Raw genomic sequence first — 20,268 nt, forward strand, 5'->3', positions numbered from 1 at the left:
ACTTGCGCCATCGTGCCCCATCCCGACATCATCGTCGTCGGCGCCGGCAACGCCGCCTTTTGCGCGGCCCTGGCGGCGCGCGAGGCCGGCGCGTCGGTGCTGATGCTCGAACGCGCGCCGGAGGCCGAGAACGGCGGCAACTCCCGCTTCACTGCCGGCGCCTTCCGCTTCGCTTACGGTGGCGTGGACGATATCCGCGCCCTGTGCCCGGACCTTTCCGAAGAGCAGATCGCCATCACCGATTTCGGCGACTATCCCGAGGATCGCTTCTACGACGACATGTTCCGCCTGACCCGCTACCGCACCGACGCGGACCTGTGCGAGCGGCTGGTTACGGAATCGCGCGGGACGATGCGGTGGCTGCACGGCAAGGGCATCCGCTTCATGCCGATCTACGGCCGCCAGGCCTTCAAGGCGGCGGACGGCCGCTTCCGCTTCTGGGGCGGGCTGACGCTGGAGGCCTGGGGCGGCGGCCCCGGCCTGGTCGACGGCCACACGCGGATCGCCCGTGCGGCCGGAATCGACCTCCGCTACGGCGCGCGGGTGCTCGGCCTGATCCATGACGGCCACAGGGTCGAGGGCGTCCGGCTCAAGCACGATGGCAGGATCGAGACCGTGCGCGCCGGGGCGGTGGTGCTCGCCGCGGGCGGCTTCCAGGCCAACCCGGAATGGCGCACCCGCTATCTCGGCCCCGGCTGGGAGCTGGCGAAGGTGCGCGGCAGCCGCTTCAACACCGGCGATGGCATCCGCATGGCCCTGGAGGCCGGCGCGGCGTCCTGTGGCAACTGGTCGGGCGGCCACGCCGTCGCCTGGGACTACAACGCGCCGGAATTCGGCGACCTCGCGGTCGGCGACGGCTTCCAGAAGCACAGCTATCCCTGGGGCGTGATGGTCAACGCCCGGGGCCGGCGCTTCGTCGACGAGGGCGCGGACTTCCGCAACTACACCTACGCCCGCTACGGCCGGGTCATCCTGGAGCAGCCGGACGGCTTTGCCTGGCAGGTCTTCGACGCAAGGGTGGCGCACCTGCTGCGCGACGAATACCGCATCCGGCAGGTCACCAGGGCGAAGGCCGATACGCTGGAGGCCCTGGCGGACCGGCTGGAAGGCGTGGATCCGGAAGGTTTCCTCGCCGAGATCGCGGCCTACAACGAAGCGGTCGATACCGATACGCCGTTCGACGCGACGGTCAGGGACGGGCGCGGCACGCGCGGCCTGGCCGTGAACAAGACCAACTGGGCGAACCCGATTGCCGAGCCGCCCTTCGAGGCCTACCGCGTCGGCTGCGGCCTCACCTTCACCTTCGGCGGGCTGCGCATCGACCCGGCGAGCGCGCAGGTGCTCGACAGCGACCTCGCGCCGATCCCCGGCCTTTACGCCGCCGGCGAACTGGTCGGCGGCCTGTTCTGGTTCAATTATCCGGGCGGCACGGGGCTCACCAGCGGCGCCGTCTTCGGCCGCCTTGCGGGGCGTTCGGCGGCGGCCGCAGCCGGTTAAGTCAGCCGGTCTGGTCGTTCAACAGCCGGCGCACCGCCTCGCCCGGATCGGCCGTGCCGGCCCGGACCCGCTCGACAAGCGCGCGCCGTTCGTCGTCGGGCAGCGCGTTCAGCGCATCGCGCACCAATGCGCCGGCCATGGTGGCGAGACGGTCGATCGCCTGCCGTTCAGCCCGGGCGCTGCGCGCTTCGGGCGTCACGGCCGCACTGAGCTCCAGGGCTGCTTCGACCAGTTCGGCGACGCCGTCGCCGGTCGTGGCGACCGTGCTGATGACCGGTGTCTCCCGGCGAGCGGCGCTGCGCAGTCCCAGCATCGCTTCCAGCTGCCGGGCGGTCTCGTCGGCGCCGGGCAGGTCGGCCTTGTTGACGACGAGGATGTCGGCGACTTCGAGGATGCCGGCCTTGATTGCCTGCAAATCGTCGCCCAGGCCCGGCGCGCCGACCACGACGGTCACATCCGCGACCTGCGCGACCTCGATCTCGGACTGGCCGGCGCCGACGGTTTCCAGCAGGACGATGTCGAAGCCCGCGGCGTTCACCACGTCGATCGAGGCCTGGATGTTGAGGGCGAGGCCGCCGAGATGGCCCCGCGCCGCGATCGAGCGGATGAAGACATGCGGGTCCGAGCCATGCTCGCCCATGCGCGCCCGGTCGCCCAGGATCGCGCCGCCGCTCTTCGGGCTCGACGGATCGACGGCGAGCGCCGCCACCCGCATGTCCCGTTCGCGCAGCGTCCGGATCATGGCGCTGATCAGCGTGGACTTGCCCGAGCCGGGTGGGCCGGTCATGCCGACGACCGGGGTCTCGCGGCGGTCCCTGTCCAACGCCTGCAACAGCGCACGGGCTTCCTCGCCGCCGATATCGGCGACCGTCAGCGCCTTGGCGAGCGCGCGGGTCTCGCCCTTGCGCAGCCGGGCGGCCAGGCCGGCGGTATCGGTCCGGCGCGGATCGGTTTGCGGACTCACCAGCCCGGCATCCCTTCCGGCCCGACCGCCTCGACCAGCGCGCCGGCGCGGGCGAGATCGACGGCGGCCTCGATGTCCGGCGCCATGTAGCGGTCCTCTTCGAGCGGCGGCACGACGGCGCGCAACCGCGCGATCGCGCTGCCGAGGCGCACGCTGGTCTTCAGGGGCGCGCGGAAGCCGATGCCCTGGGCGGCGGCGAGCCATTCGACGGCGACGATCTTGGCCAGATTGTCGTTCATCTCGGCGAGGCGCCGCGCGCCGTGGGTCGCCATGGAAACATGGTCCTCCTGATTGGCGCAGGTGGTCAGGCTGTCGATGCTGGCCGGTGTGGCGCGCTGCTTGTTCTCCGCCGCCAGCGCCGCGGCGGTGATCTCGGCCGCCATGAAGCCGCTGTTGACGCCCGGCTCGGGCGTCAGGAAGGCCGGCAGTTCGCTCATCGCCGGGTCGACCAGCAGGGCGATACGCCTCTCGGTCAGGGCGCCGATCTCGCTCACGGCAAGCGCGATCTGGTCGGCGGCGAAGGCGACCGGTTCGGCATGGAAATTGCCGCCCGACAGAATCTCGCCGCGCTCCGCCAGCACCAGCGGATTGTCGGTCGCCGCCGCCGCTTCGATGGCCAGAACAGAACCGGCCTGGCGCAGCAGGGTGAGGCAGGCGCCCATCACCTGCGGCTGGCAGCGCACGGAATAGGGGTCCTGCACCCGGGTGCAATCGATATGGGAGGCGCGGATTTCGCTGCCCGCGAGCAGCGCCCGCAAGGCCGCCGCCACGTCGATCTGGCCGGGGTGGCCGCGCAGCGCGTTGATCGCCGGATCGAACGGCGTGTCGGAGCCCAGCGTGGCGTCGACCGAGAGCGCGCCGGTGACGAGCGCCGCGCGCAGCAGCCGCTTGGCGTCGAACAGGCCGGCCAGCGCCAGCGCGGTCGAGCACTGGGTGCCGTTGATCATCGCGAGGCCTTCCTTGGCCCGCAACGCGACCGGTTCGATCCCGGCCGCCTGCAACGCTGCGCCGCCGGGCAGGCGCTCGCCCCGGTAGTGGGCTCTGCCTTCGCCGATCATCACGGCGGTCAGATGGGCGAGCGGCGCCAGATCGCCGGAGGCGCCGACAGAGCCCTGCGCCGGCACCGACGGCGTCACGCCCGCCGCCAGCATCCGCTCCAGGGCCTCGACGATGGCCCATTGCGCGCCGGAGGCGCCGCGGCCGAGGCTGAGCAGCTTCAGGGCCATCATCAGCCGGACGATGCGTTCCGGCAAATCGGGCCCGACCCCGGCGTTGTGGGAGAGGATCAGGTTGCGCTGCAGGCGCGCGGTTTCTTCCGGCGAAATGCGAGTGCTGGCCAGCTTGCCGAAACCGGTATTGACGCCGTAGACAGCCGCGTCGCCCGCCGCGGCCTGCTCGACGACCGCCTCCGCGCGTGCCATGTCCGCCCGGCAGGCCCGGTCCAGGACAACCGGTGGGCTATCGCGATACAGCGCTTCCAGGGCCGGCAGGCTTATCGATCCCGGCGTCAGCGTGACCGCTTCGGACGTCATAGCTCTTGGACCAGTTCTGTCATGGTTTCCCGGTATCGCGCACGGATTGCGTTCTCGCCCGGATGGCGGCCGTCCTCGACAACACGCCGCCCGGCGACCCGGACCTCCCTAAGCGCCGAACCGGCGTTTGTGAAGACCCAGGCATCGAGCAGCGTGTCCGGGCCGTGCGCCGCCAGCGTCGGATGATCCGGGTCGAGCACGAGCAGGTCGGCCGCCCGGCCTTCGGCGAGTGCGCCGCAAGGCTGTCCGAGCGCCTGCGCGCCGCCGGCCGCTGCGCCGAGCCACAGAGCCGCGCCGAGGGAGAGCGGCGATGCCGCTGCACCCGCGGCACCGGTCGGCGCTGCATCGCCGGCAACGAGCCGGCGCTTCAGGATCAGCCGCTGGGCATATTCGAGCCAGCGCAGTTCCTCGCGCGGGTCGAGCGAGACGTTGCTGTCGCTGCCGACGCCGAAAGCGCCTGCCGCGGCGAGCCAGCCGGGCAGGTCGAAGATGCCGTCGCCCAGGTTGGCCTCGGTGGTCGGGCACAGGCCGGCAACCGCGCCGCTCGCGGCGGCGCGCCGGGTCTCCTCTTCCGTCATGTGGGTGGCGTGGACCAGTGTCCAGCGGCGGTCGACCGGCACGCCGTCGAGCAGCCATTCGACCGGCCGCAGCCCCGACCAGGCGCGGCATTCGGCGACCTCCTTTTCCTGCTCGGCAATGTGGATGTGAACCGGGCCGTCGGGGCTTATGGCGTCATAGGCCGCCAGCGCGTCCGCCATGTCCGCCGGCAGGATGGCGCGCAGGCTGTGCAGGGCGGCGCCGGCAGTCTGCGTCGGGGATGCCCCTGACAGGGCCGATATGACCCCGGCCCATTCGTCGATCTCCAGCCGGAAGCGTTGCTGGGCCGGCGCAAGTGGCCCGCCGCCGAAGCCGCCTTCGCGGTACAGCACCGGCAGCAGCGTCAGGCGGATGCCGGCCGCTTCTGCCCCTGCCGCTACACGACGCGCCAGTTCCGCCGTGTCGCCGTAGCGGCCGCCGCCGGGCGGATTGTGCAGATAATGGAACTCGGCGACACCGGTATAGCCGGCCTTGAGCATCTCGACATAGAGATGGGCCGCAATCGCTTCGACCTGCTCTGGCGTCAGGCGGCCGACGAAGCTGTACATGGTGCGGCGCCACGACCAGAAATCCGACCTCTCCTCGCCGCCCGCCCGTTCGGTCAGACCCGCCATGGCGCGCTGGAAAGCATGGCTGTGCAGGTTCGGCATCCCGGGGATGACCGCGCCCGGAAGCTGCGTATTCCCTGCTGCCGGTGCGCCGGTCTCGATGCGCCGGATCGTACCCGTGTCGTCTACGTCCAGCAGCACGCCTTCCGCCCAGCCGGACGGCAACAGGCAGAGCGGGCACCAGAGGCGGTCGGCGGCGGCGGTCATCGCCGTGGCACCTGCGGGGGACCGGCGAATGTGGCAGCATCTTCGCCCGTTCGGCGGTACAGTTCCGCTGCGTGCTGTATTGCGACGAACCGCGAGACAAGATCATGACCGCCTGGGACCGCCTGTGGACCAACGCCCGGATCGCGACTATGGCGCCGGCAGGTTACGATTCTTCCGGCGACGACCCCTACGGCGCGATCGGGGAGGGCGCGATCGCCGTGGCGGGGGGCAACATCGCCTGGATCGGCCTGGCGGCAGAGCTGGACCGGGTTCAGGCTCAGGGCGTGCCGGTCCACGACGCCGGCGGCGCCTGGATCACGCCAGGGCTGATCGATTGCCACACCCATATCGTCTACGGCGGCAACCGGGCCGCGGAGTTCGAGCAGCGGCTCAACGGTGCGACCTACGAAGAGGTCGCAAGGGCCGGCGGCGGCATCGTCTCGACCGTGCGGGCGACCCGGCAGGCTTCCGTTGACGAACTGGTCGAAAGCGCCCTGCCGCGCGTCCGCGCGATCCTGGGCGAGGGCGTGACGACCATCGAGATCAAGTCCGGCTACGGCCTCGACACGGCGACCGAGCGCCGGATGCTGCAGGCGGCGCGGCGGATTCCCGACCATCTTCCGGTCGATGTCGAAACGACTTTTCTCGGCGCTCATGCCCTGCCGCCGGACTATGCCGGCGACGCCGACGGCTACATCGACCTGGTGTGCCGCGAGATGATCCCGGCGGTGGCCGAAGCCGGCGAGGCCGATGCCGTGGATGCCTTCTGCGAATCGATTGGCTTCACCCGCGGCCAGACCGAGCGCGTGTTCCGGGCGGCGCACGACTGCGGCCTGCCGGTCAAGCTCCACGCGGAGCAGTTGAGCGACCTGGGCGGCGCCGCGCTGGTCGCCGAATATGGCGGCCTGTCGGCCGACCATCTGGAATATGTCGGCGACGCCGGCGTGCGTGCGCTGGCGGAGGCCGGGACGGTGGCGGTGCTGCTGCCCGGCGCCTTCTACTATCTGCGCGAAACGCAGGTGCCCCCCGTCGACCTGTTCCGAGAACACGGCGTCAGCATGGCGCTGTCGACCGACTGCAACCCGGGCAGTTCGCCGGTCACCTCGCCGCTGCTGATGCTCAACATGGCGTGCACCCTGTTCCGCCTGACGCCGGCGGAAGCGCTCGCCGCCGTGACCCGCGAAGCGGCGCGCGCGCTCGGCCTGCAAGACCGGATCGGCACCCTGGAAGCGGGCAAGGCGGCGGATTTCGCCCTGTGGGATATCGGCAGCCCCGGCGAACTGGCCTATCCGGCGGGCTTCAACCCGTGCCGCGCGGTTGTGAAGAACGGGGTAACGGTGGCCGGCTAAGCCCGTCGCACAGCGTCTGTACGGCGTCTTCAATAATTCCGCCTTAAATCTTCCGGTGTCACCCCGGACCGGGCGACGCAGCGTCCGGCCGGCTTTGTAGGGGAGGGTTTGAAACCCTCCCCTACGGCCCGGTATCCGCAAATTGCGGCCGCACAAAAATTTGCGCAACGCATTCCGAAAAATACACGCAGTGCTACCCCAGACGGAGCGCAGCGACGATCCGGGGTCCAGAGCCGACCCGAAGACCTGTACCTCTGACTTTGGACTCCGGCTCTCCCTCCGGTCGGACGGGGTGACAAATTGGGCGATGTGGAGCAACGCAGACCTTGGCCGGGCCGGCAGAACGTGGATGGCGGTCGACATGATCCCGAACCGCCTCAATTGTGCTCCCGGGCCCAGGCCAGCGCGGCTTCGAGCATGGCGCGCAGGGCGGGGCGGACCTCGGCGGCCTTGTCCGGCAAATAGCTCCACGGCGCGGCCTCTTCGCAATAGGTCGCCATGGAAAGTTCGAGCTGGAAGGCGTGGATGCGGTTGTCGGGGTCGCCGTACTGGCGGGTAATGAAGCCGCCCTTGAAGCGGCCGTCGACAACCAGCCGGTCCTCGCCGAAGTCGCCCAGCGCCTCGGCCAGATGCAGGCGCAGACCGGCATCGCAGGCGCCGCCGGCCGCGCTGCCCAGGTTGAAGTCCGGCAGCCTGCCCTCGAACAGGCGCGGCACCTCGGAGAGAATCGAATGGCAGTCGAACAGGATCGCAATGCCGTGTTTGCGGTGTATCGAGGCGAGTTCCCGTTCCAGCCGCTGATGGTAGGGCAGCCAGCAGGTCTTCAAGCGCTCAACCTTCTCTTCGTCGTCCGGCTGTGCGCCGGAAAGGTAGAGCGGATTGCCGGCAAAATCCTGCACGGGGACGAGGCCGGTCGAGACCTGGCCCGGATAGAGCGGGGCGTCATCCGGCGGCCTGTTCAGGTCGACGACATAGCGCGACCACACCGCCTGGAGCGTCGGGATGCCGAGTTCGTTGGCGAAATCGTACAGCCGGTCGAGATGCCAGTCGGTATCCGGCCGCATCAGCGCGCGTTCGGTCAGCCGCGCTTCGACCGCTGCGGGGATGGCTGTCCCGACATGGGGAATGCTCATCAGCAGCGGCGCGTCCCCCGGCGTAAAGCGGTAGGGGTTCATGCGCTCCACAGCAGGGGAAAATCGTCGCCGGCCAGCGGCTCGCCCACTTCGAGGCCGAGATCCGGGAAGGGCGGCGAATGCACGCCCTTTTCGGCATAGACGGCGTCGTCGCCGACGAAGCGGATCGAGAAGGCGCGCCGCCGCTCGGCCGAGTTGTTGGCCGGTGCGCCGTGTACTGTCCGGTAGGTAAAGGCGACGGCATCACCGGGCTCCATCGCCCAGCCGCGGATGTCGTAGTCGCTGCGGTTCGCGGAAATATCGGGTATCCGCTCGCGGGTGTCGCCCGGAGTGAGCGACGTGCCGTTGAACCGTTCGGGCCGGAACTCGCGGCCCCACCGGTGGGAGCCGGCGACATATTCGATCACGCAGTCGCGCGCCACCGGATCGAGCGTGATCCACAGGCTGCAGTTCATCCTGCCCTCGACGCAGTAGTAGGGCATGTCGTGATGCCAGGGTGTGACGACCGACGAACCCGGCTCCTTGACCAGGATGTGCTCGTGGAACAGGCGCGCCGTCTTCGATCGCATCAGCCGGGCGGCGGTTTCAGCGGCTGGCGACTCCTTCACGAATCGGTTGTATTCCGGAATCTTGTCCCAGTTGCAGAAGTCCTGGAAGAAGGGCGCGCTGCCGTCGTCCGGCTCGATGCTGCGCTCGCGCCAGCTCGGCGCGGCCATATTGGTTTCCATGCCGCGGCGCAGGTCGTCGACCCAGTCGGCGAAGGCACCCCGGAGCAGCAGGACGCCGTCCCGCTGGAACTCGTCCACCTGCCGGTCGGTGATGGTCGGGCGGCCGGCGGCCATCTCGTCCTCCTCGTCGCGCCTGCTCCGGCGGGCCCTGCCGCCGGTTTCCGGATCCGCCGAATGTATGTCAAATCGGGCGGAATTGCATGGCCCTTGACTTGTATATATAACTTGATTTCCATTGCCAAGACGCCCCGGCGCGGGGTCGGTGGCGCGACGTGGTGATAATCGGGTGCGGGATCGCCTGCGCTCGCCCAAGGGAGGAGTACCATGACGTCCTGGAAGTTCAGCATCGCCGCCGCTGCGGCCGTCGCGCTGGCGGCATCTGCGGCCTCGGCGGAGACCATCAAAATCGGCTTCAACACACCCCAGACGGGCTTTGCGGCGGCTGACGGCAAGTCGGTCCTGACCGGTGCGCAGATCGCCATCGATACGGTGAACGCGGCCGGCGGCGTCAACGGCAAGAAACTCGAACTCATCGTCTACGACGACCAGGCCAAGCCGAAATTCGCGGTGCCGATCGCGACCAAGCTGATCCAGCAGGACAAGGTCGCGATGAGCATCTCGGGCAGCTATTCGGCGCCGACCCGCGCCTCGGCCGGCGTCTACCAGAATGCCAAGGTGCCCTACATCTCGGCCTTCGCCGTTCACCCGGACATCACCCGGGCCGGAAACTATGTGTTCCGGACCGGAATCCTGGGCAGCGTGCTCGGCAGGGCAGCGGCCAAGCTGGTCGGCGACAAGCTGGGCAAGAAGCGCGTCGTCATCACCATCATGAAAAACGACTACGGCAAGGCGCTTGCCGCCGGCTTCAAGTCCGTGATGGCCAATTACGGCATCGAGGTCGTCAACGAATACCAGTATTCCCTGCGCGACCGGCAGTTCGGCCCGATCGTGTCGTCGATCAAGGGCGACAACCCCGACGCCATATTCGACACGGGCTACTGGTTCGTCGCCGCGCCTTTCGTCAGCCAGCTTCGCGCCGGCGGTGTCACGGCGGTGGTTGTCGCCCAGGAAGGCTATGACGGCGTCAAGTTCATCGAGATCGCCAAGAAGGCGGCCGAAGGCGTGATCATCGTTACGGCGCTCGATCGCGACAGCAAGGAGCCGGCAGTCGTCGACTTCATGACCGAGTTCAAGAAGCGTGCCGGCTACGGCGCGGACATGGTCGGCGCTTCCGGCCACGCCGCGGTGATGGTCGCCGCGGCGGCGCTGAAGAAAGCGGGTTCGACCGACCGGGCCGCGATCCGCGACGCGCTCGCCTCGATCAAGGTCGACGCGATCACCGGCACGCTGTCGTTCAACAAGCTGGGCGAGGTCCAGAAGTCGCTCAAGGTCCAGGAGGTCCGGGGCGGCGGCTGGCATTATCATTCGGAAATCACGGATGCCAAGCTGCTGACGCCGCCTGAAAAGTAAGGCCTGCATCGGCTGCGGGCCGGGCGGCGCCCCGTTTTGCGCGGGCGCCGCCCGGTCGCGTGCGGCCCGATTTTTCGTCACGATAATCCCGCGCCCAACAGCAACCGGGGCTTCCCGCGTTGAGCTATTCCGATCTTCTGGTCCAGGGGCTGGTCGAAGGCTGCATCTATGCCCTGATCGCCGTCGGCCTGACGCTGGTCTACGGGCTGCTGCGCATCCTGCATATCGCCCATGCCGGCATTTTCACGCTGGGCGCCTATGTCGGCCTGCTGCTGACCAACGAAACCGGCAGCTTCGCCGCCGCCTTCGTCATCACCGTCGTGGCGGTCGGCTTCTTCGGCATGGCCTTCTACCGGCTGTTCTACGAGCCGATCCTCAACAAGCCGCCCCATGTCGCGCTGATCGCCTCGATCGGCCTGTTCGTGGCGATGGAGGAGATCTACCGGCTGATCTTCGGCGCGACGAGCATCTCCTTCCTGGCGCCGCCGTTGAAGGACACCGTCGAGGTCGCCGGCGTCCGGCTGGAGGAAGGCCGCATCGTGGTCGTCGTACTGGCGGTTGTATTGATCGGCGGGCTTGCCGTGCTGGCCGGCCGGACCCGCATCGGGGTTGCCTGGAGGGCGACGGTCTCGGACGCCGCGATGGCCGAATCCTTCGGCATCAACCTGGAGAGGGTGCGCTACATCAACTTCTTCGTCGCCTCGGCGCTTGCCGCCGCTGCCGGCGTGATGGTCGCCCTGCTGCTCAACCAGGTGATCCCGACCATGGGCGGCGTGCCGGCGTACAAGGCGCTCGCCATCATCGTGCTGGGCGGACTGGGCAACGTGAAGGGAACCCTGATCGCGGCCCTGGCGCTGGGCGTCATCGAATCCTTCGGCACCATCTATCTCGACCGGGTGCTGGACCGTGACGCCATCGCCTTCGCCTTCCTCATCGCCGTCCTGATGATCCGGCCCCAGGGCCTGTTCGCCCGGCGATAGGGACCGAGGAGCGCCGGCATGTACGAAATTTCGCTTCTGACCGTGATGAGCTTCAGCGTGATCTTCGCGTTGAGCCTGAACCTGATTACCGGATTCTGCGGCCAGATCAGCCTCGGCCACGCCGCCTTCTACGGCATCGGCGCCTATTCGGCTGCCCTGTTCACGACCGATGGCGGCTCCTTCTGGCTCGCCCTGCCCCTCGCCATGGCGATTGCGGGTTTCTTCGGCTTCATCGTCGGCTTCGCCTCGCTCAGGGTGCGCCACGATTTCCTGGCGATCACCACGATGGGGGTCGGATTCCTGTTTACGGGCTTCGTCCGCCAGCAGGAGTTTCTGGGCGGCGAGGAGGGCATCGCCGGCATCCCGGACCCCGGCATCGGCCAGATCCCCTACATGCTGCTGTGCGCCGCCTTCGCCGCCGCGGTCATCGCCTTCAGCCTCTACATCAAGCGGTCGTGGATGGGCCACGCCTTCGACGCGATCGCGACCGACGAGGACACGGCCCGGACGCTGGGTATCGACGTCGCGCGCTACAAGCTGACGGCCTTCGTGTTCGGGACGGCGCTCGCCGGGCTCGCCGGCGCCCTGTTCGCCCACTATGTCAAGTTCGTCGAGGTCGAGAGCTTCGATTTCATCGAATCGATTTCCGTTCTCGCCATGGTGATCGTCGGCGGAATCGGATCGGTCTGGGGCGTCGTCGTGGCGGCGGCCTTCCTGAGCGTGCTGCCGCTGCTGCTCCAGGTCTTCGCCGACTACAAGTTGCTGATTTACGGCGTTCTGCTCTTCACCGTCATGTATTTCGCACCCGGCGGCATCGACAGCCTGATGCGGATGTTGTGGCGGCGGATTTCGGGCCGGCGGACGGCGGGGTAGGGCGAAGGCGATGGATGCCCTGCTCTCCATTACCGGCGTCTCGGTGCGTTTCGGCGGCGTCGACGCGCTCACCGATGTCGGATTCGAGGTTCCGCAGGGCGCCCTGCTCGGCCTGATCGGCCCGAACGGTGCCGGCAAGACCACCATGATGCGCGCGATCACCGGCATGGTCCGGCCGCAGGCCGGCAGCATCGTGCTCGACGGCGCCGAGATTTCCCGCCTGTCGACCCATCGGCGGGTCAGGCTCGGCCTCGGCCTGTCGCAACAGATCGTCCGGCCGTTCGCCGGGATGACCGCGATCGACAATGTCGCGCTCGCCGCCGGCTACGCCAAGACGGCGGACCCGCTCAAGGCGCTCGCTACGGCCTCGCGCCAGGCGGAACGCGAGCGGGCGCGCGACCTGCTCGATCTGGTCGGCGTCGCCGACGCCGCCGATTCCCTGCCGGCCGAACTGCCGCTCGGCACCCTCAAGCGGGTGGAGGTGGCTCGGGCCCTGGCCCTCGATCCGAAGCTGCTGCTGCTCGACGAGCCGCTGGCCGGCCTCAATACCAGCGAGGCCACACGGTTGGCCGAAACGGTCGTGGACCTGAACCGCCAGGGCACGACCGTGGTGTTGATCGAACACAATCTGAGCGAAGTCATGCGCGTCTGCCGGCATCTCGTGGTGCTGGACAACGGCCGGAAGATCGGCGACGGCGACCCGGCGGAAGTCATGGCCGATCCGGCGGTGCGCGCCGCCTATCTCGGCGCGGCGGGGAATGAGCATGCTGCAGCTTGACCGCCTGACCTGCGGCTACGGACCCTTCCGGGCGGTCACCGACCTCAGCCTGGAGGTCCCGGACGGCAGCGTGCTGGCGCTGATCGGCGCCAACGGCGCGGGCAAGTCCTCGACCCTGATGGCGGTCGCCGGCCATGTCGCCGCGATGGACGGCCGGATACTATTCGATGGCGCGGACATCACAGGCGAGCCGGCGCGGGCCCGGGTCCGCCGGGGCATCGCGCTGGCGCCGGAAGGCCGCCGCCTGTTCCCGGATCTGACGGTGCAGGAAAACCTGACCGTCGGCGGCTACAGCCGGTCGCGCCGCGCCGAGGCGCAGAATGTCGAGCGGGTCATGGCGCTGTTCCCGCGGCTGGAAGGGCGACTGAAGCAACTGGCCGGTTCGATGTCCGGCGGCGAGCAGCAGATGCTGGCGATCGGCCGCGCGTTGATGGCGGAGCCGAAGCTCCTGATGATCGACGAGGTTTCCCTCGGCCTGATGCCGGCGGTGATCGACGTGTGCTACGAGGCGCTCGACCGGCTGCGCGACGACGGGCTCGCCATCCTGCTGGTCGAGCAGAGCACACAGCGCGCGTTCGATATCGCCGATGCCGTGTGTGTCCTCGAGTCCGGCAAGGCGGTCTGGACCGGCAGCGCCGAAGCCGCGCGCGAGGATCCGGCCCTGGTCGAAGCCTATCTGGGACTGGCGGGATGAGCGGTCAGGCGCCCGCAGCGGCCTTCGATGCGGCCGGCCCGACGCCGCTCTATCAGCAGGTCAAGGACTATGTCCGCCGTTCGATCCTGACCGGCGCCTGGCCGGTCGACCACCGCATCCCGTCGGAGAACGAACTGGTCCGCCTGTCCGGCGCCAGCCGGATGACGGTGCACCGCGCCCTGCGCGAACTCAAGGACGACGGCTGGCTGCACCGGGTCCAGGGGCAGGGGACATTCGTCGCCGACCGGCGCGCCCGGCTCGACCTGCTCGAAATCCGCAATATCGCCGACGTCATCCGCCGCCGCGGCGCCTACGGCTGCGACGTGATCCTGCACGAACGCGCCCGGCCGGCGGCGGAAATCGCGGAAGAGCTGGAAACGGCGCCGCAGGCCGACCTGTTCCACAGCCGGCTGGTCCACCGGCTCGACGGCGCGCCGTTCCAGCTCGAGGACCGCTGGGTCAACCCGGCCGCCGCGCCGGACTATCTCGGCGTCGACCTGACGCGCCAGACGCCGAACGAATATCTCATGCGCGCCGCGCCGCTGAGCGAGGTCGAGCACCGGCTGGAAGCTGTCCTGCCCGGCCCGGTGGAGCAGAAACTACTGGGGATCGGCCGGCATCAGCCCTGCCTGCTGCTGCACCGGCGCACCTGGTCCGGCGGCCGGGTCGCCTCGCGCGCCTGGCTGACCCATCCGGGCGACCGCTTCTACCTTTCGACACGCTTCGCCCATGACGAAGGCCTGCCGCGATCCCCCCAACCGGAGCACGTGCCGTGAGCGACCGCCCGACCGAGACCAGCCGCCTCGACAACACGCGCGAGATCCGCGCGCCGCACGGCGACGAACTGAGCTGCAAGAGCTGGCTCACCGAAGCGCCGATGCGCATGCTGATGAACAATCTGGACGCCCAGGTCGCGGAGAAGCCGCAGGAACTCGTGGTCTACGGCGGGATCGGCCGGGCGGCGCGCAACTGGGAGAGCTACGACCGGATGGTGGCGGCGCTGCGGGCGCTGGAAGACGACGAAACCCTGCTGGTCCAGTCGGGCAAGCCGGTCGGCGTCTTCCGCACCCACGCCGACGCGCCGCGGGTTCTGATCGCCAATTCCAACATCGTTCCCCATTGGGCGACGCTGGAGAAATTCAACGAGCTCGACCGGCTCGGCCTGATGATGTTCGGCCAGATGACGGCGGGCTCGTGGATCTATATCGGCAGCCAGGGCATCGTCCAGGGCACCTACGAAACCTTCGTCGAGGTCGGCCGGCAGCATTACGGCGGGGATCTCTCGGGCCGCTGGATCCTGACCGGCGGACTGGGCGGCATGGGCGGCGCCCAGCCGATGGCGGCGACCATGGCCGGGGCGTCGCTGCTCTCGGTCGAGTGCCAGCCGAGCCGGATCGAGATGCGCCTGAAGACCGGCTATCTCGACCGGCAGACGACCGACCTGGACGAGGCGCTGGCGATCGTCCGGGACGCCTGCGCGCGCAAGAAGGCAATCTCGGTCGGCCTGCTCGGCAACGCCGCGGAGATCTACCCGGAACTGGTCCGGCGCGGCGTGCGGCCGGACGCGGTGACCGACCAGACCAGCGCCCACGATCCGCTGAACGGCTACCTGCCGGCCGGCTGGACCCTTGCCGAATGGGAAGAGCGGCGCGAGCGCGACCCGGCGAGCACCATGAGGGCGGCGAAGGAATCGATGGCCGTGCAGGTCCGCGCCATGCTGGACTTCTGGGCGCAGGGCGTGCCGACCCTCGATTACGGTAACAACATCCGCCAGATGGCGCAGGAAATGGGCGTCGAGAACGCCTTCGACTTTCCCGGCTTCGTGCCGGCCTATATCCGGCCGCTGTTCTGCCGCGGCGTCGGGCCGTTCCGCTGGGCGGCGCTCTCCGGCGATCCGGAGGACATTTACCGCACCGACGCCAGGGTGAAGGAGTTGATGCCGGACAATCCGCACCTCCACAACTGGCTCGACATGGCGCGCAAGCGCATCCGCTTTCAGGGTCTGCCCTCGCGCATCTGCTGGGTCGGCCTGGGCGACCGGCACCGGCTCGGCCTCGCCTTCAACGAGATGGTCGCGACGGGCGAGCTGTCGGCGCCGGTGGTGATCGGCCGGGACCATCTGGACAGCGGCTCGGTTGCCAGCCCGAACCGCGAGACCGAAGGCATGATCGACGGCTCGGACGCGGTGTCCGACTGGCCGATGCTCAACGCGATGCTCAACACGGCCTCGGGCGCGACCTGGGTCAGCCTGCATCATGGCGGCGGCGTCGGCATCGGCTTTTCCCAGCATGCCGGCATGGTGATCGTGTGCGACGGCACGGAGGCGGCCGCGGCGCGCATCGGGCGGGTGCTGTGGAACGATCCGGCCAGCGGCGTCATGCGCCACGCCGACGCCGGCTACGACGACGCCATCGCCTGCGCCCGCGAGCACGGGCTGAATTTGCCGTTTCTGGAGGGGTGAATCTTTGCATCCGTCGCAGGCCAGGCTCCTGGGAGGAGTTCAGGCTTGCCGGCCGCCGGGTCGCTCGTTTTTAAATGATTGTTTAAAATCGAGTCTGCCAAGTCTTTGAAATTGCTTGATTTATGAAATAGACAGACCGGTCTATACATCGTGTTTTTTTGCACTCCGCCAGTCCTAACCCTTTGGAATCGTTGGAAACACGCTTTCCGGAGGCGCGCAAAAAAAATCCAGATAGGAAATTTTCCAGTCTCCCGGCCGGGCGGGAGCGCCGGTCGACACCGGGGGCGGCATCGCCGGGCAGGATCGGGCCAGCACGGCCCGGCGGAATCGGAGGGTCGAACCGGAGGGTCGAAACGAATGGGGTCCGGCCGTCAAGCCCAATGGCGCACGGGTCGAGAGTCAGTTTGAATTTCAGTGTCGACCGGCGCCAATCCCCTGTCCGTCATTTCGACCGAAGCCCCGGATTCATCCGGGGCGGAGCGGAGAAATCTTTCGCCTGCGGAGCCCGGTCCAAAGCACTGTTCCGGAAAGATTTCTCCACTGCGCGGCTACGCCGCTCCGGTCGAAATGACGGGGAGGGCGGAACGGTCCCGCACGGTCCTCCGCCTGTTTCTTCGTTTGCTTCTTTTCGGGAGGGGCGTCGGCCGGCCGCTGCAGGCGCACTTCGGGCGTTGACGGGGCCGATATAGGGCATCGGATCGACCGTGTCAAGGCAAATTATCGTAAAAAAGGAAATAATTTTGAAAGGCCGGCCCTGCGGAGCCCGCCGTGCGGGGGTGCAGGGCGGCAAGGATGGAAGGGCACGCAGGATTGCGTTGCCCGCTGTAAATTATTTCCGGACGGCGTTTCACAAAGGACTCCTCGGGAGAGATACCTGAGAAGGGGGGCCGGATTGAAGGAATACCGGTTGCCTCAAACCGCTTTGCCGCCGAGAGCCGGTTCGCACCCGACTGCCAAATCCGAGCCTGCCGTTTCTTGACAGCTGGAACCCGTGCCGCAACACTCCCGGCGCTGCGGAAGGAAGATCGCCATGCCCGATTCGATGGACCTGACCGGCCTCGATATTTCCCCGTCCGGCGGCGGGGTCGGGGCGTTTGTCAACGATATCGACCTGCGGACGATCGGCGCCGGGGAGGCGGCGGCGATCCGGGCGACGCTGGGGCGCCACGGCGTGCTGTTCTTCCGCGATCAGAACCTCGATCCCGACGCTCACATCGCCTTCGCCCGCAAGATCGGCGCGATCAACATCAACCGCTTCTTCAAGCCGACCGACACCCATCCCGAGGTCGCGACCGTGCTGAAAGAGCCGGACCAGAAACACAATATCGGCGGCGGCTGGCACGCCGACCACAGCTATGACGAGGCGCCGGCACTCGGCTCGATCCTGGTCGCGGTCGAGATTCCGCCCTTCGGCGGCGATACCCTGTTCGCCGGCGCTTCAGCCGCCTGGGAGACGCTTTCCGGCGGCATGAAGACAATGCTGTCCGGCCTGCGCGCCGTGCATTCCAGCCGCCATACCTTCGGCAAGGAGGCAGGCGCAAGGAACGCGGAGATCCAGGCCGAGCACTTCGGCAACGCCGAACTGGCGACGCAGGATTCGGTGCATCCGGTCGTCATCCGTCATCCGATCAGCGGCCGGCCCGCGCTTTACGTCAATCCGGGATTTACGCTGCGCTTCGACGGCTGGACCGACGCCGAGAGCAAGCCGCTGCTCGACTTTCTCTACGCCCATGTCGTCAAGCCGGAGCACACCTACCGCTTCCGCTGGGAGCCGGGCTCGGTCGCCTTCTGGGACAACCGGGCGACCTGGCACTATGCGCTCAACGACTATCACGGCCACCGCCGGCTGATGCACAGGATCACGCTGGAAGGCGAGACGCTGGACGGTGCGCCGGAGGTCGCGCCGGCGGCGTAGCGCCGGTTTATCTGGTGCTGAGCCGCGCGCCTCGGGTCGGCGATCGGGATCCCGCGCGCAATCCCGCTCAACGCGCTCACGACGCGCGCGCCGGTTGACGATGCGGGTATCCGGGGCTACCTGCTGGATATAGGCACGGAGTTCGCGATGAGAGTCATCCTCGCCCAGCCGCGCGGCTTTTGCGCCGGTGTCGAACGCGCGATCGAAATTGTGGAGAAGGCGCTGGATCGTTACGGGCCGCCGGTCTATGTGCGCCACGAGATCGTGCACAACAAGCGGGTCGTGCAGGAACTCACCGTCAAGGGCGCCCGGTTCGTGGAGGAGCTGGACGAAATCCCCGACGGCGCGATCACCGTTTTCAGCGCCCACGGCGTCGCCCAGTCGGTCGAGGATACCGCCTCCGACCGGTCCCTGCCGGTGCTCGATGCGACCTGCCCGCTGGTCGCCAAGGTGCACAAGGAAGGCCAGCGCTATGCCGAAAAGGGCTTCGAGGTCGTCCTGATCGGCCACGAAGGCCATCCGGAAGTCGTCGGCACGATGGGCCGGATTCCGGGTATCGTGCATCTGGTGCAGGATACCGGCGATGTCGAAACGCTCTCTCCGGCCAATCCCGACAAGCTGGCCTATGTGACGCAGACGACGCTTTCCGTCGACGACACCCGCGAGGTCATCGAGGCGCTCAAGGCCCGGTTCCCGGGCATCGCCGGTCCTGACGTCAAGGACATCTGCTACGCCACCCAGAACCGGCAGGCGGCCGTGCGGAAATTGTCGGAGACGGTCGATCTGATCCTGGTCGTCGGGGCGCAGAACAGCTCAAACTCGAACCGGCTGCGCGAGCTCGGCGGCGAAGAGGGCACGCCCAGTTACCTTGTCGAGGAGGTCGATGCTGTCGATCCGGACTGGTTCGGCAGCGTGGCGGCGGTCGGCGTGACCGCCGGCGCCTCGACCCCGGAGCGTCTGGTCGACGAGGTGATCGACCGGCTGCGCGAGATCGCCCCGGTCGAGCTGTCCATCATGGACGGCATCGAAGAGCACATCCGCTTCAAGCTGCCGGAGCAGCTGCGCGCGGCCTGAGGCCGTTCTTTGGTACGCCGCGATACCGGCGCTCTGCGTTCGGACGGGCCGGCGGATTGCCGGCCCGTGGGCTCGACCGCCGTCGAAAGCGAACAACTGCCACGATATTGGCTCCCGCTCGGTCAATTTACATCCCGCGGTTCGTGTTTCGTATCGTCGCTGCCCGACCCTTCCTGAAGAAACACGTCAAGGGATTGGATTGTTCCAAGAGTGCGGCGGTCGCGATCAGGAAGATCGAAGTGGCGATCAGCGACGGAGCGAAGCTCGCCGTCGCGTCGTAGAGCGCGCCGGCGAAAACCGGCCCAATCGTCTGGCCGGTTGCGAACGCCGCCGTCATCGCTACGACGTGGCGCACGGCATCGGTCGAGCCCGCGATACGGTGCGCCTCCCGGAGCCCGGCCATGGTAATGACCATGAAGGTGCCGCCCACGCACAGCCCGGCGGCGACGATCGAGAGAATGTGGGGAAACAGAACGGGCAACGGCAGTCCGGCGCCCATGACCACCTGGCTGACACTCCATATCCTCCGGTTGGAGAAACGCCGGTGCAACGCCGCCGAGGCTAGGGTCGAGAGGAAAGCGGCGGCACCGAAAACCGGCCATCCCCAGCCGAAGATCAACGGCGAAGGCACGATCTCCCGCGCCATTGCAGGCAGATATGTGCCGGGCACGATGTAGCCGAGCCCGGCCGCGCCGTAAACCACGACGACGGTCCAGGCGATCGGCGTCCGTTCGGCGACGGGCGCGCTCCGCGACGGCCGCGCCGCGGGAACCTCGGGGCCGAGCTTTGTCCAAAGCGCAGCCGCGATCAGGAGCGCCACGGCGCCGAAGACAAGCCAGGCGGCCTCATTGGCCACACTAAAAGCCATCATCGCGAAACAGCCCAAACCGGCCAGCGCGACCCCCGCGCCGACGCCGGAAAACACCCATCCCTGACGATCGGGCCGACCTTGCTCTGCCAGCGCATTGACGCAATGGGTCCCGACCAGAACAAGGACCCAGGCGCTGGCGACGCCGGCGATCCAGCGAAGCGCCAGCCAGAGCCAGAACTCCCCGGTAAGCCCCATCGCTAGCGTCGCGAGGCCGATCGCGATGAGCGACGCCGGCAGCAGCGCGCGCGGAGACATAGGGACGCGGGCGGCGGTCAGCGCGCCCATCAGATATCCGACGAAGTGGGCCGTGGTGAGCAGGCCGCCGCCGGGGATCGTTACGACCCCGTCCGCCAGCATCATGGGGAGAAGCGGCGTGAACGCGAACCGGCCGATCCCGATCGCGACCGCCAGCCCGGCGAAACCGATGAGGGCAATACGGAGCGTCGGGTCTTTCGCTGGCATCTCGAACCGGCTGTGCCGAGGGCGTTGCCGGTGACGATAGGGCTTGTCTTCTATCTAAAATAATGAATTATAAAG

17 protein-coding genes are annotated in these 20,268 nt (G+C 68.1%); 11 read left to right on the plus strand and 6 right to left on the minus strand.

Going from position 1 to position 20,268, the window contains the following annotated elements; translation table 11 throughout:
- Nucleotides 1–12: 12 nt before the first annotated feature.
- On the plus strand, nucleotides 13–1,497 hold the full coding sequence (tcuA, locus tag OXM58_18365; protein ID MDE0150326.1) for an FAD-dependent tricarballylate dehydrogenase TcuA: 1,485 nt from the start codon (nucleotides 13–15) through the stop codon (nucleotides 1,495–1,497).
- Between the two features lies 1 nt (nucleotide 1,498).
- Here tcuA and meaB read toward each other — a convergent pair whose 3' ends face one another.
- The 3 genes from meaB to OXM58_18380 are packed head-to-tail and all read right to left on the minus strand — an operon-like array spanning nucleotide 1,499 to nucleotide 5,405.
- Nucleotides 1,499–2,461, minus strand: coding sequence for a methylmalonyl Co-A mutase-associated GTPase MeaB (gene meaB / locus OXM58_18370; protein MDE0150327.1), 963 nt, complete (start codon nucleotides 2,459–2,461; stop codon nucleotides 1,499–1,501).
- The gene (gene hutH, locus OXM58_18375; protein MDE0150328.1) at nucleotides 2,458–3,993 is read right to left on the minus strand and encodes a histidine ammonia-lyase; all 1,536 of its coding nucleotides are present in this window, start codon (nucleotides 3,991–3,993) and stop codon (nucleotides 2,458–2,460) included. The genes meaB and hutH overlap by 4 nt, the downstream gene beginning before the upstream one ends.
- On the minus strand, nucleotides 3,990–5,405 hold the full coding sequence (locus OXM58_18380; GenBank protein ID MDE0150329.1) for a formimidoylglutamate deiminase: 1,416 nt from the start codon (nucleotides 5,403–5,405) through the stop codon (nucleotides 3,990–3,992). Before OXM58_18380 ends, hutH begins: the two co-directional genes overlap by 4 nt.
- Before the next feature lie 104 nt (nucleotides 5,406–5,509).
- On the opposite strand from OXM58_18380, the gene hutI reads away from it, so the two are divergent.
- A complete protein-coding gene (gene hutI / locus OXM58_18385) occupies nucleotides 5,510–6,754 on the plus strand; it encodes an imidazolonepropionase (GenBank protein ID MDE0150330.1) in 1,245 nt (414 codons plus the stop codon).
- A 377-nt stretch (nucleotides 6,755–7,131) separates the two neighbouring features.
- Here the strand turns inward: hutI and hutG are convergent, their stop codons facing one another.
- Nucleotides 7,132–7,929 carry an N-formylglutamate deformylase gene (gene hutG, locus OXM58_18390; protein ID MDE0150331.1) on the minus strand — a complete coding sequence of 266 codons (798 nt, stop codon included), beginning with the start codon at nucleotides 7,927–7,929 and terminating at the stop codon, nucleotides 7,132–7,134.
- Nucleotides 7,926–8,729 (minus strand): phytanoyl-CoA dioxygenase family protein, encoded by an 804-nt coding sequence (locus tag OXM58_18395; protein MDE0150332.1) that lies wholly within the window; start codon nucleotides 8,727–8,729, stop codon nucleotides 7,926–7,928. Before OXM58_18395 ends, hutG begins: the two co-directional genes overlap by 4 nt.
- 210 nt (nucleotides 8,730–8,939) lie before the next feature.
- Here OXM58_18395 and OXM58_18400 point away from each other — a divergent pair, with 210 nt between their 5' ends.
- The 9 genes from OXM58_18400 to ispH all read left to right on the plus strand — a co-directional run bounded on the left by OXM58_18400 (nucleotide 8,940) and on the right by ispH (nucleotide 18,860).
- Nucleotides 8,940–10,085 (plus strand): ABC transporter substrate-binding protein, encoded by a 1,146-nt coding sequence (locus OXM58_18400; protein MDE0150333.1) that lies wholly within the window; start codon nucleotides 8,940–8,942, stop codon nucleotides 10,083–10,085.
- A 119-nt stretch (nucleotides 10,086–10,204) separates the two neighbouring features.
- Nucleotides 10,205–11,065: a branched-chain amino acid ABC transporter permease gene (locus tag OXM58_18405; GenBank protein ID MDE0150334.1), complete on the plus strand. Its 861-nt coding sequence runs from the start codon at nucleotides 10,205–10,207 to the stop codon at nucleotides 11,063–11,065.
- 18 nt (nucleotides 11,066–11,083) lie between these two features.
- Nucleotides 11,084–11,938, plus strand: coding sequence for a branched-chain amino acid ABC transporter permease (locus OXM58_18410; GenBank protein ID MDE0150335.1), 855 nt, complete (start codon nucleotides 11,084–11,086; stop codon nucleotides 11,936–11,938).
- Nucleotides 11,939–11,948: 10 nt separating this feature from the next.
- Nucleotides 11,949–12,716 (plus strand): ATP-binding cassette domain-containing protein, encoded by a 768-nt coding sequence (locus tag OXM58_18415; GenBank protein MDE0150336.1) that lies wholly within the window; start codon nucleotides 11,949–11,951, stop codon nucleotides 12,714–12,716.
- Complete coding sequence (locus OXM58_18420; protein ID MDE0150337.1) at nucleotides 12,703–13,410, plus strand: ABC transporter ATP-binding protein; 708 nt, start codon at nucleotides 12,703–12,705, stop codon at nucleotides 13,408–13,410. The genes OXM58_18415 and OXM58_18420 overlap by 14 nt, the downstream gene beginning before the upstream one ends.
- Nucleotides 13,407–14,186 (plus strand): histidine utilization repressor, encoded by a 780-nt coding sequence (gene hutC, locus OXM58_18425; protein ID MDE0150338.1) that lies wholly within the window; start codon nucleotides 13,407–13,409, stop codon nucleotides 14,184–14,186. The genes OXM58_18420 and hutC overlap by 4 nt, the downstream gene beginning before the upstream one ends.
- Nucleotides 14,183–15,871 carry a urocanate hydratase gene (locus tag OXM58_18430; protein ID MDE0150339.1) on the plus strand — a complete coding sequence of 563 codons (1,689 nt, stop codon included), beginning with the start codon at nucleotides 14,183–14,185 and terminating at the stop codon, nucleotides 15,869–15,871. The genes hutC and OXM58_18430 overlap by 4 nt, the downstream gene beginning before the upstream one ends.
- Before the next feature lie 1,030 nt (nucleotides 15,872–16,901).
- Nucleotides 16,902–17,786 (plus strand): TauD/TfdA family dioxygenase, encoded by an 885-nt coding sequence (locus OXM58_18435; protein ID MDE0150340.1) that lies wholly within the window; start codon nucleotides 16,902–16,904, stop codon nucleotides 17,784–17,786.
- Between the two features lie 147 nt (nucleotides 17,787–17,933).
- Nucleotides 17,934–18,860, plus strand: coding sequence for a 4-hydroxy-3-methylbut-2-enyl diphosphate reductase (gene ispH, locus OXM58_18440; GenBank protein MDE0150341.1), 927 nt, complete (start codon nucleotides 17,934–17,936; stop codon nucleotides 18,858–18,860).
- A gap of 127 nt (nucleotides 18,861–18,987) precedes the next feature.
- Here the strand turns inward: ispH and OXM58_18445 are convergent, their stop codons facing one another.
- On the minus strand, nucleotides 18,988–20,193 hold the full coding sequence (locus OXM58_18445; protein MDE0150342.1) for a YbfB/YjiJ family MFS transporter: 1,206 nt from the start codon (nucleotides 20,191–20,193) through the stop codon (nucleotides 18,988–18,990).
- Nucleotides 20,194–20,268: the final 75 nt, after the last annotated feature.

Source organism: Rhodospirillaceae bacterium (genome assembly GCA_028819475.1).
Lineage (GTDB): Bacteria > Pseudomonadota > Alphaproteobacteria > Bin65 > Bin65 > Bin65.

What these genes read in the sequence shown, in the direction of transcription:
- hutH (MDE0150328.1), bottom strand. Translation starts at nt 3,993, where the DNA reads ATGACGTCCGAAGCGGTCACGCTGACGCCGGGATCGATAAGCCTGCCG.
- OXM58_18380 (MDE0150329.1), bottom strand. Translation starts at nt 5,405, where the DNA reads ATGACCGCCGCCGCCGACCGCCTCTGGTGCCCGCTCTGCCTGTTGCCG.
- hutI (MDE0150330.1), top strand. Translation starts at nt 5,510, where the DNA reads ATGACCGCCTGGGACCGCCTGTGGACCAACGCCCGGATCGCGACTATG.
- hutG (MDE0150331.1), bottom strand. Translation starts at nt 7,929, where the DNA reads ATGAACCCCTACCGCTTTACGCCGGGGGACGCGCCGCTGCTGATGAGC.
- OXM58_18395 (MDE0150332.1), bottom strand. Translation starts at nt 8,729, where the DNA reads ATGGCCGCCGGCCGCCCGACCATCACCGACCGGCAGGTGGACGAGTTC.
- OXM58_18400 (MDE0150333.1), top strand. Translation starts at nt 8,940, where the DNA reads ATGACGTCCTGGAAGTTCAGCATCGCCGCCGCTGCGGCCGTCGCGCTG.
- OXM58_18410 (MDE0150335.1), top strand. Translation starts at nt 11,084, where the DNA reads ATGTACGAAATTTCGCTTCTGACCGTGATGAGCTTCAGCGTGATCTTC.
- OXM58_18415 (MDE0150336.1), top strand. Translation starts at nt 11,949, where the DNA reads ATGGATGCCCTGCTCTCCATTACCGGCGTCTCGGTGCGTTTCGGCGGC.
- OXM58_18420 (MDE0150337.1), top strand. Translation starts at nt 12,703, where the DNA reads ATGCTGCAGCTTGACCGCCTGACCTGCGGCTACGGACCCTTCCGGGCG.
- hutC (MDE0150338.1), top strand. Translation starts at nt 13,407, where the DNA reads ATGAGCGGTCAGGCGCCCGCAGCGGCCTTCGATGCGGCCGGCCCGACG.
- OXM58_18435 (MDE0150340.1), top strand. Translation starts at nt 16,902, where the DNA reads ATGCCCGATTCGATGGACCTGACCGGCCTCGATATTTCCCCGTCCGGC.
- ispH (MDE0150341.1), top strand. Translation starts at nt 17,934, where the DNA reads ATGAGAGTCATCCTCGCCCAGCCGCGCGGCTTTTGCGCCGGTGTCGAA.
- OXM58_18445 (MDE0150342.1), bottom strand. Translation starts at nt 20,193, where the DNA reads ATGCCAGCGAAAGACCCGACGCTCCGTATTGCCCTCATCGGTTTCGCC.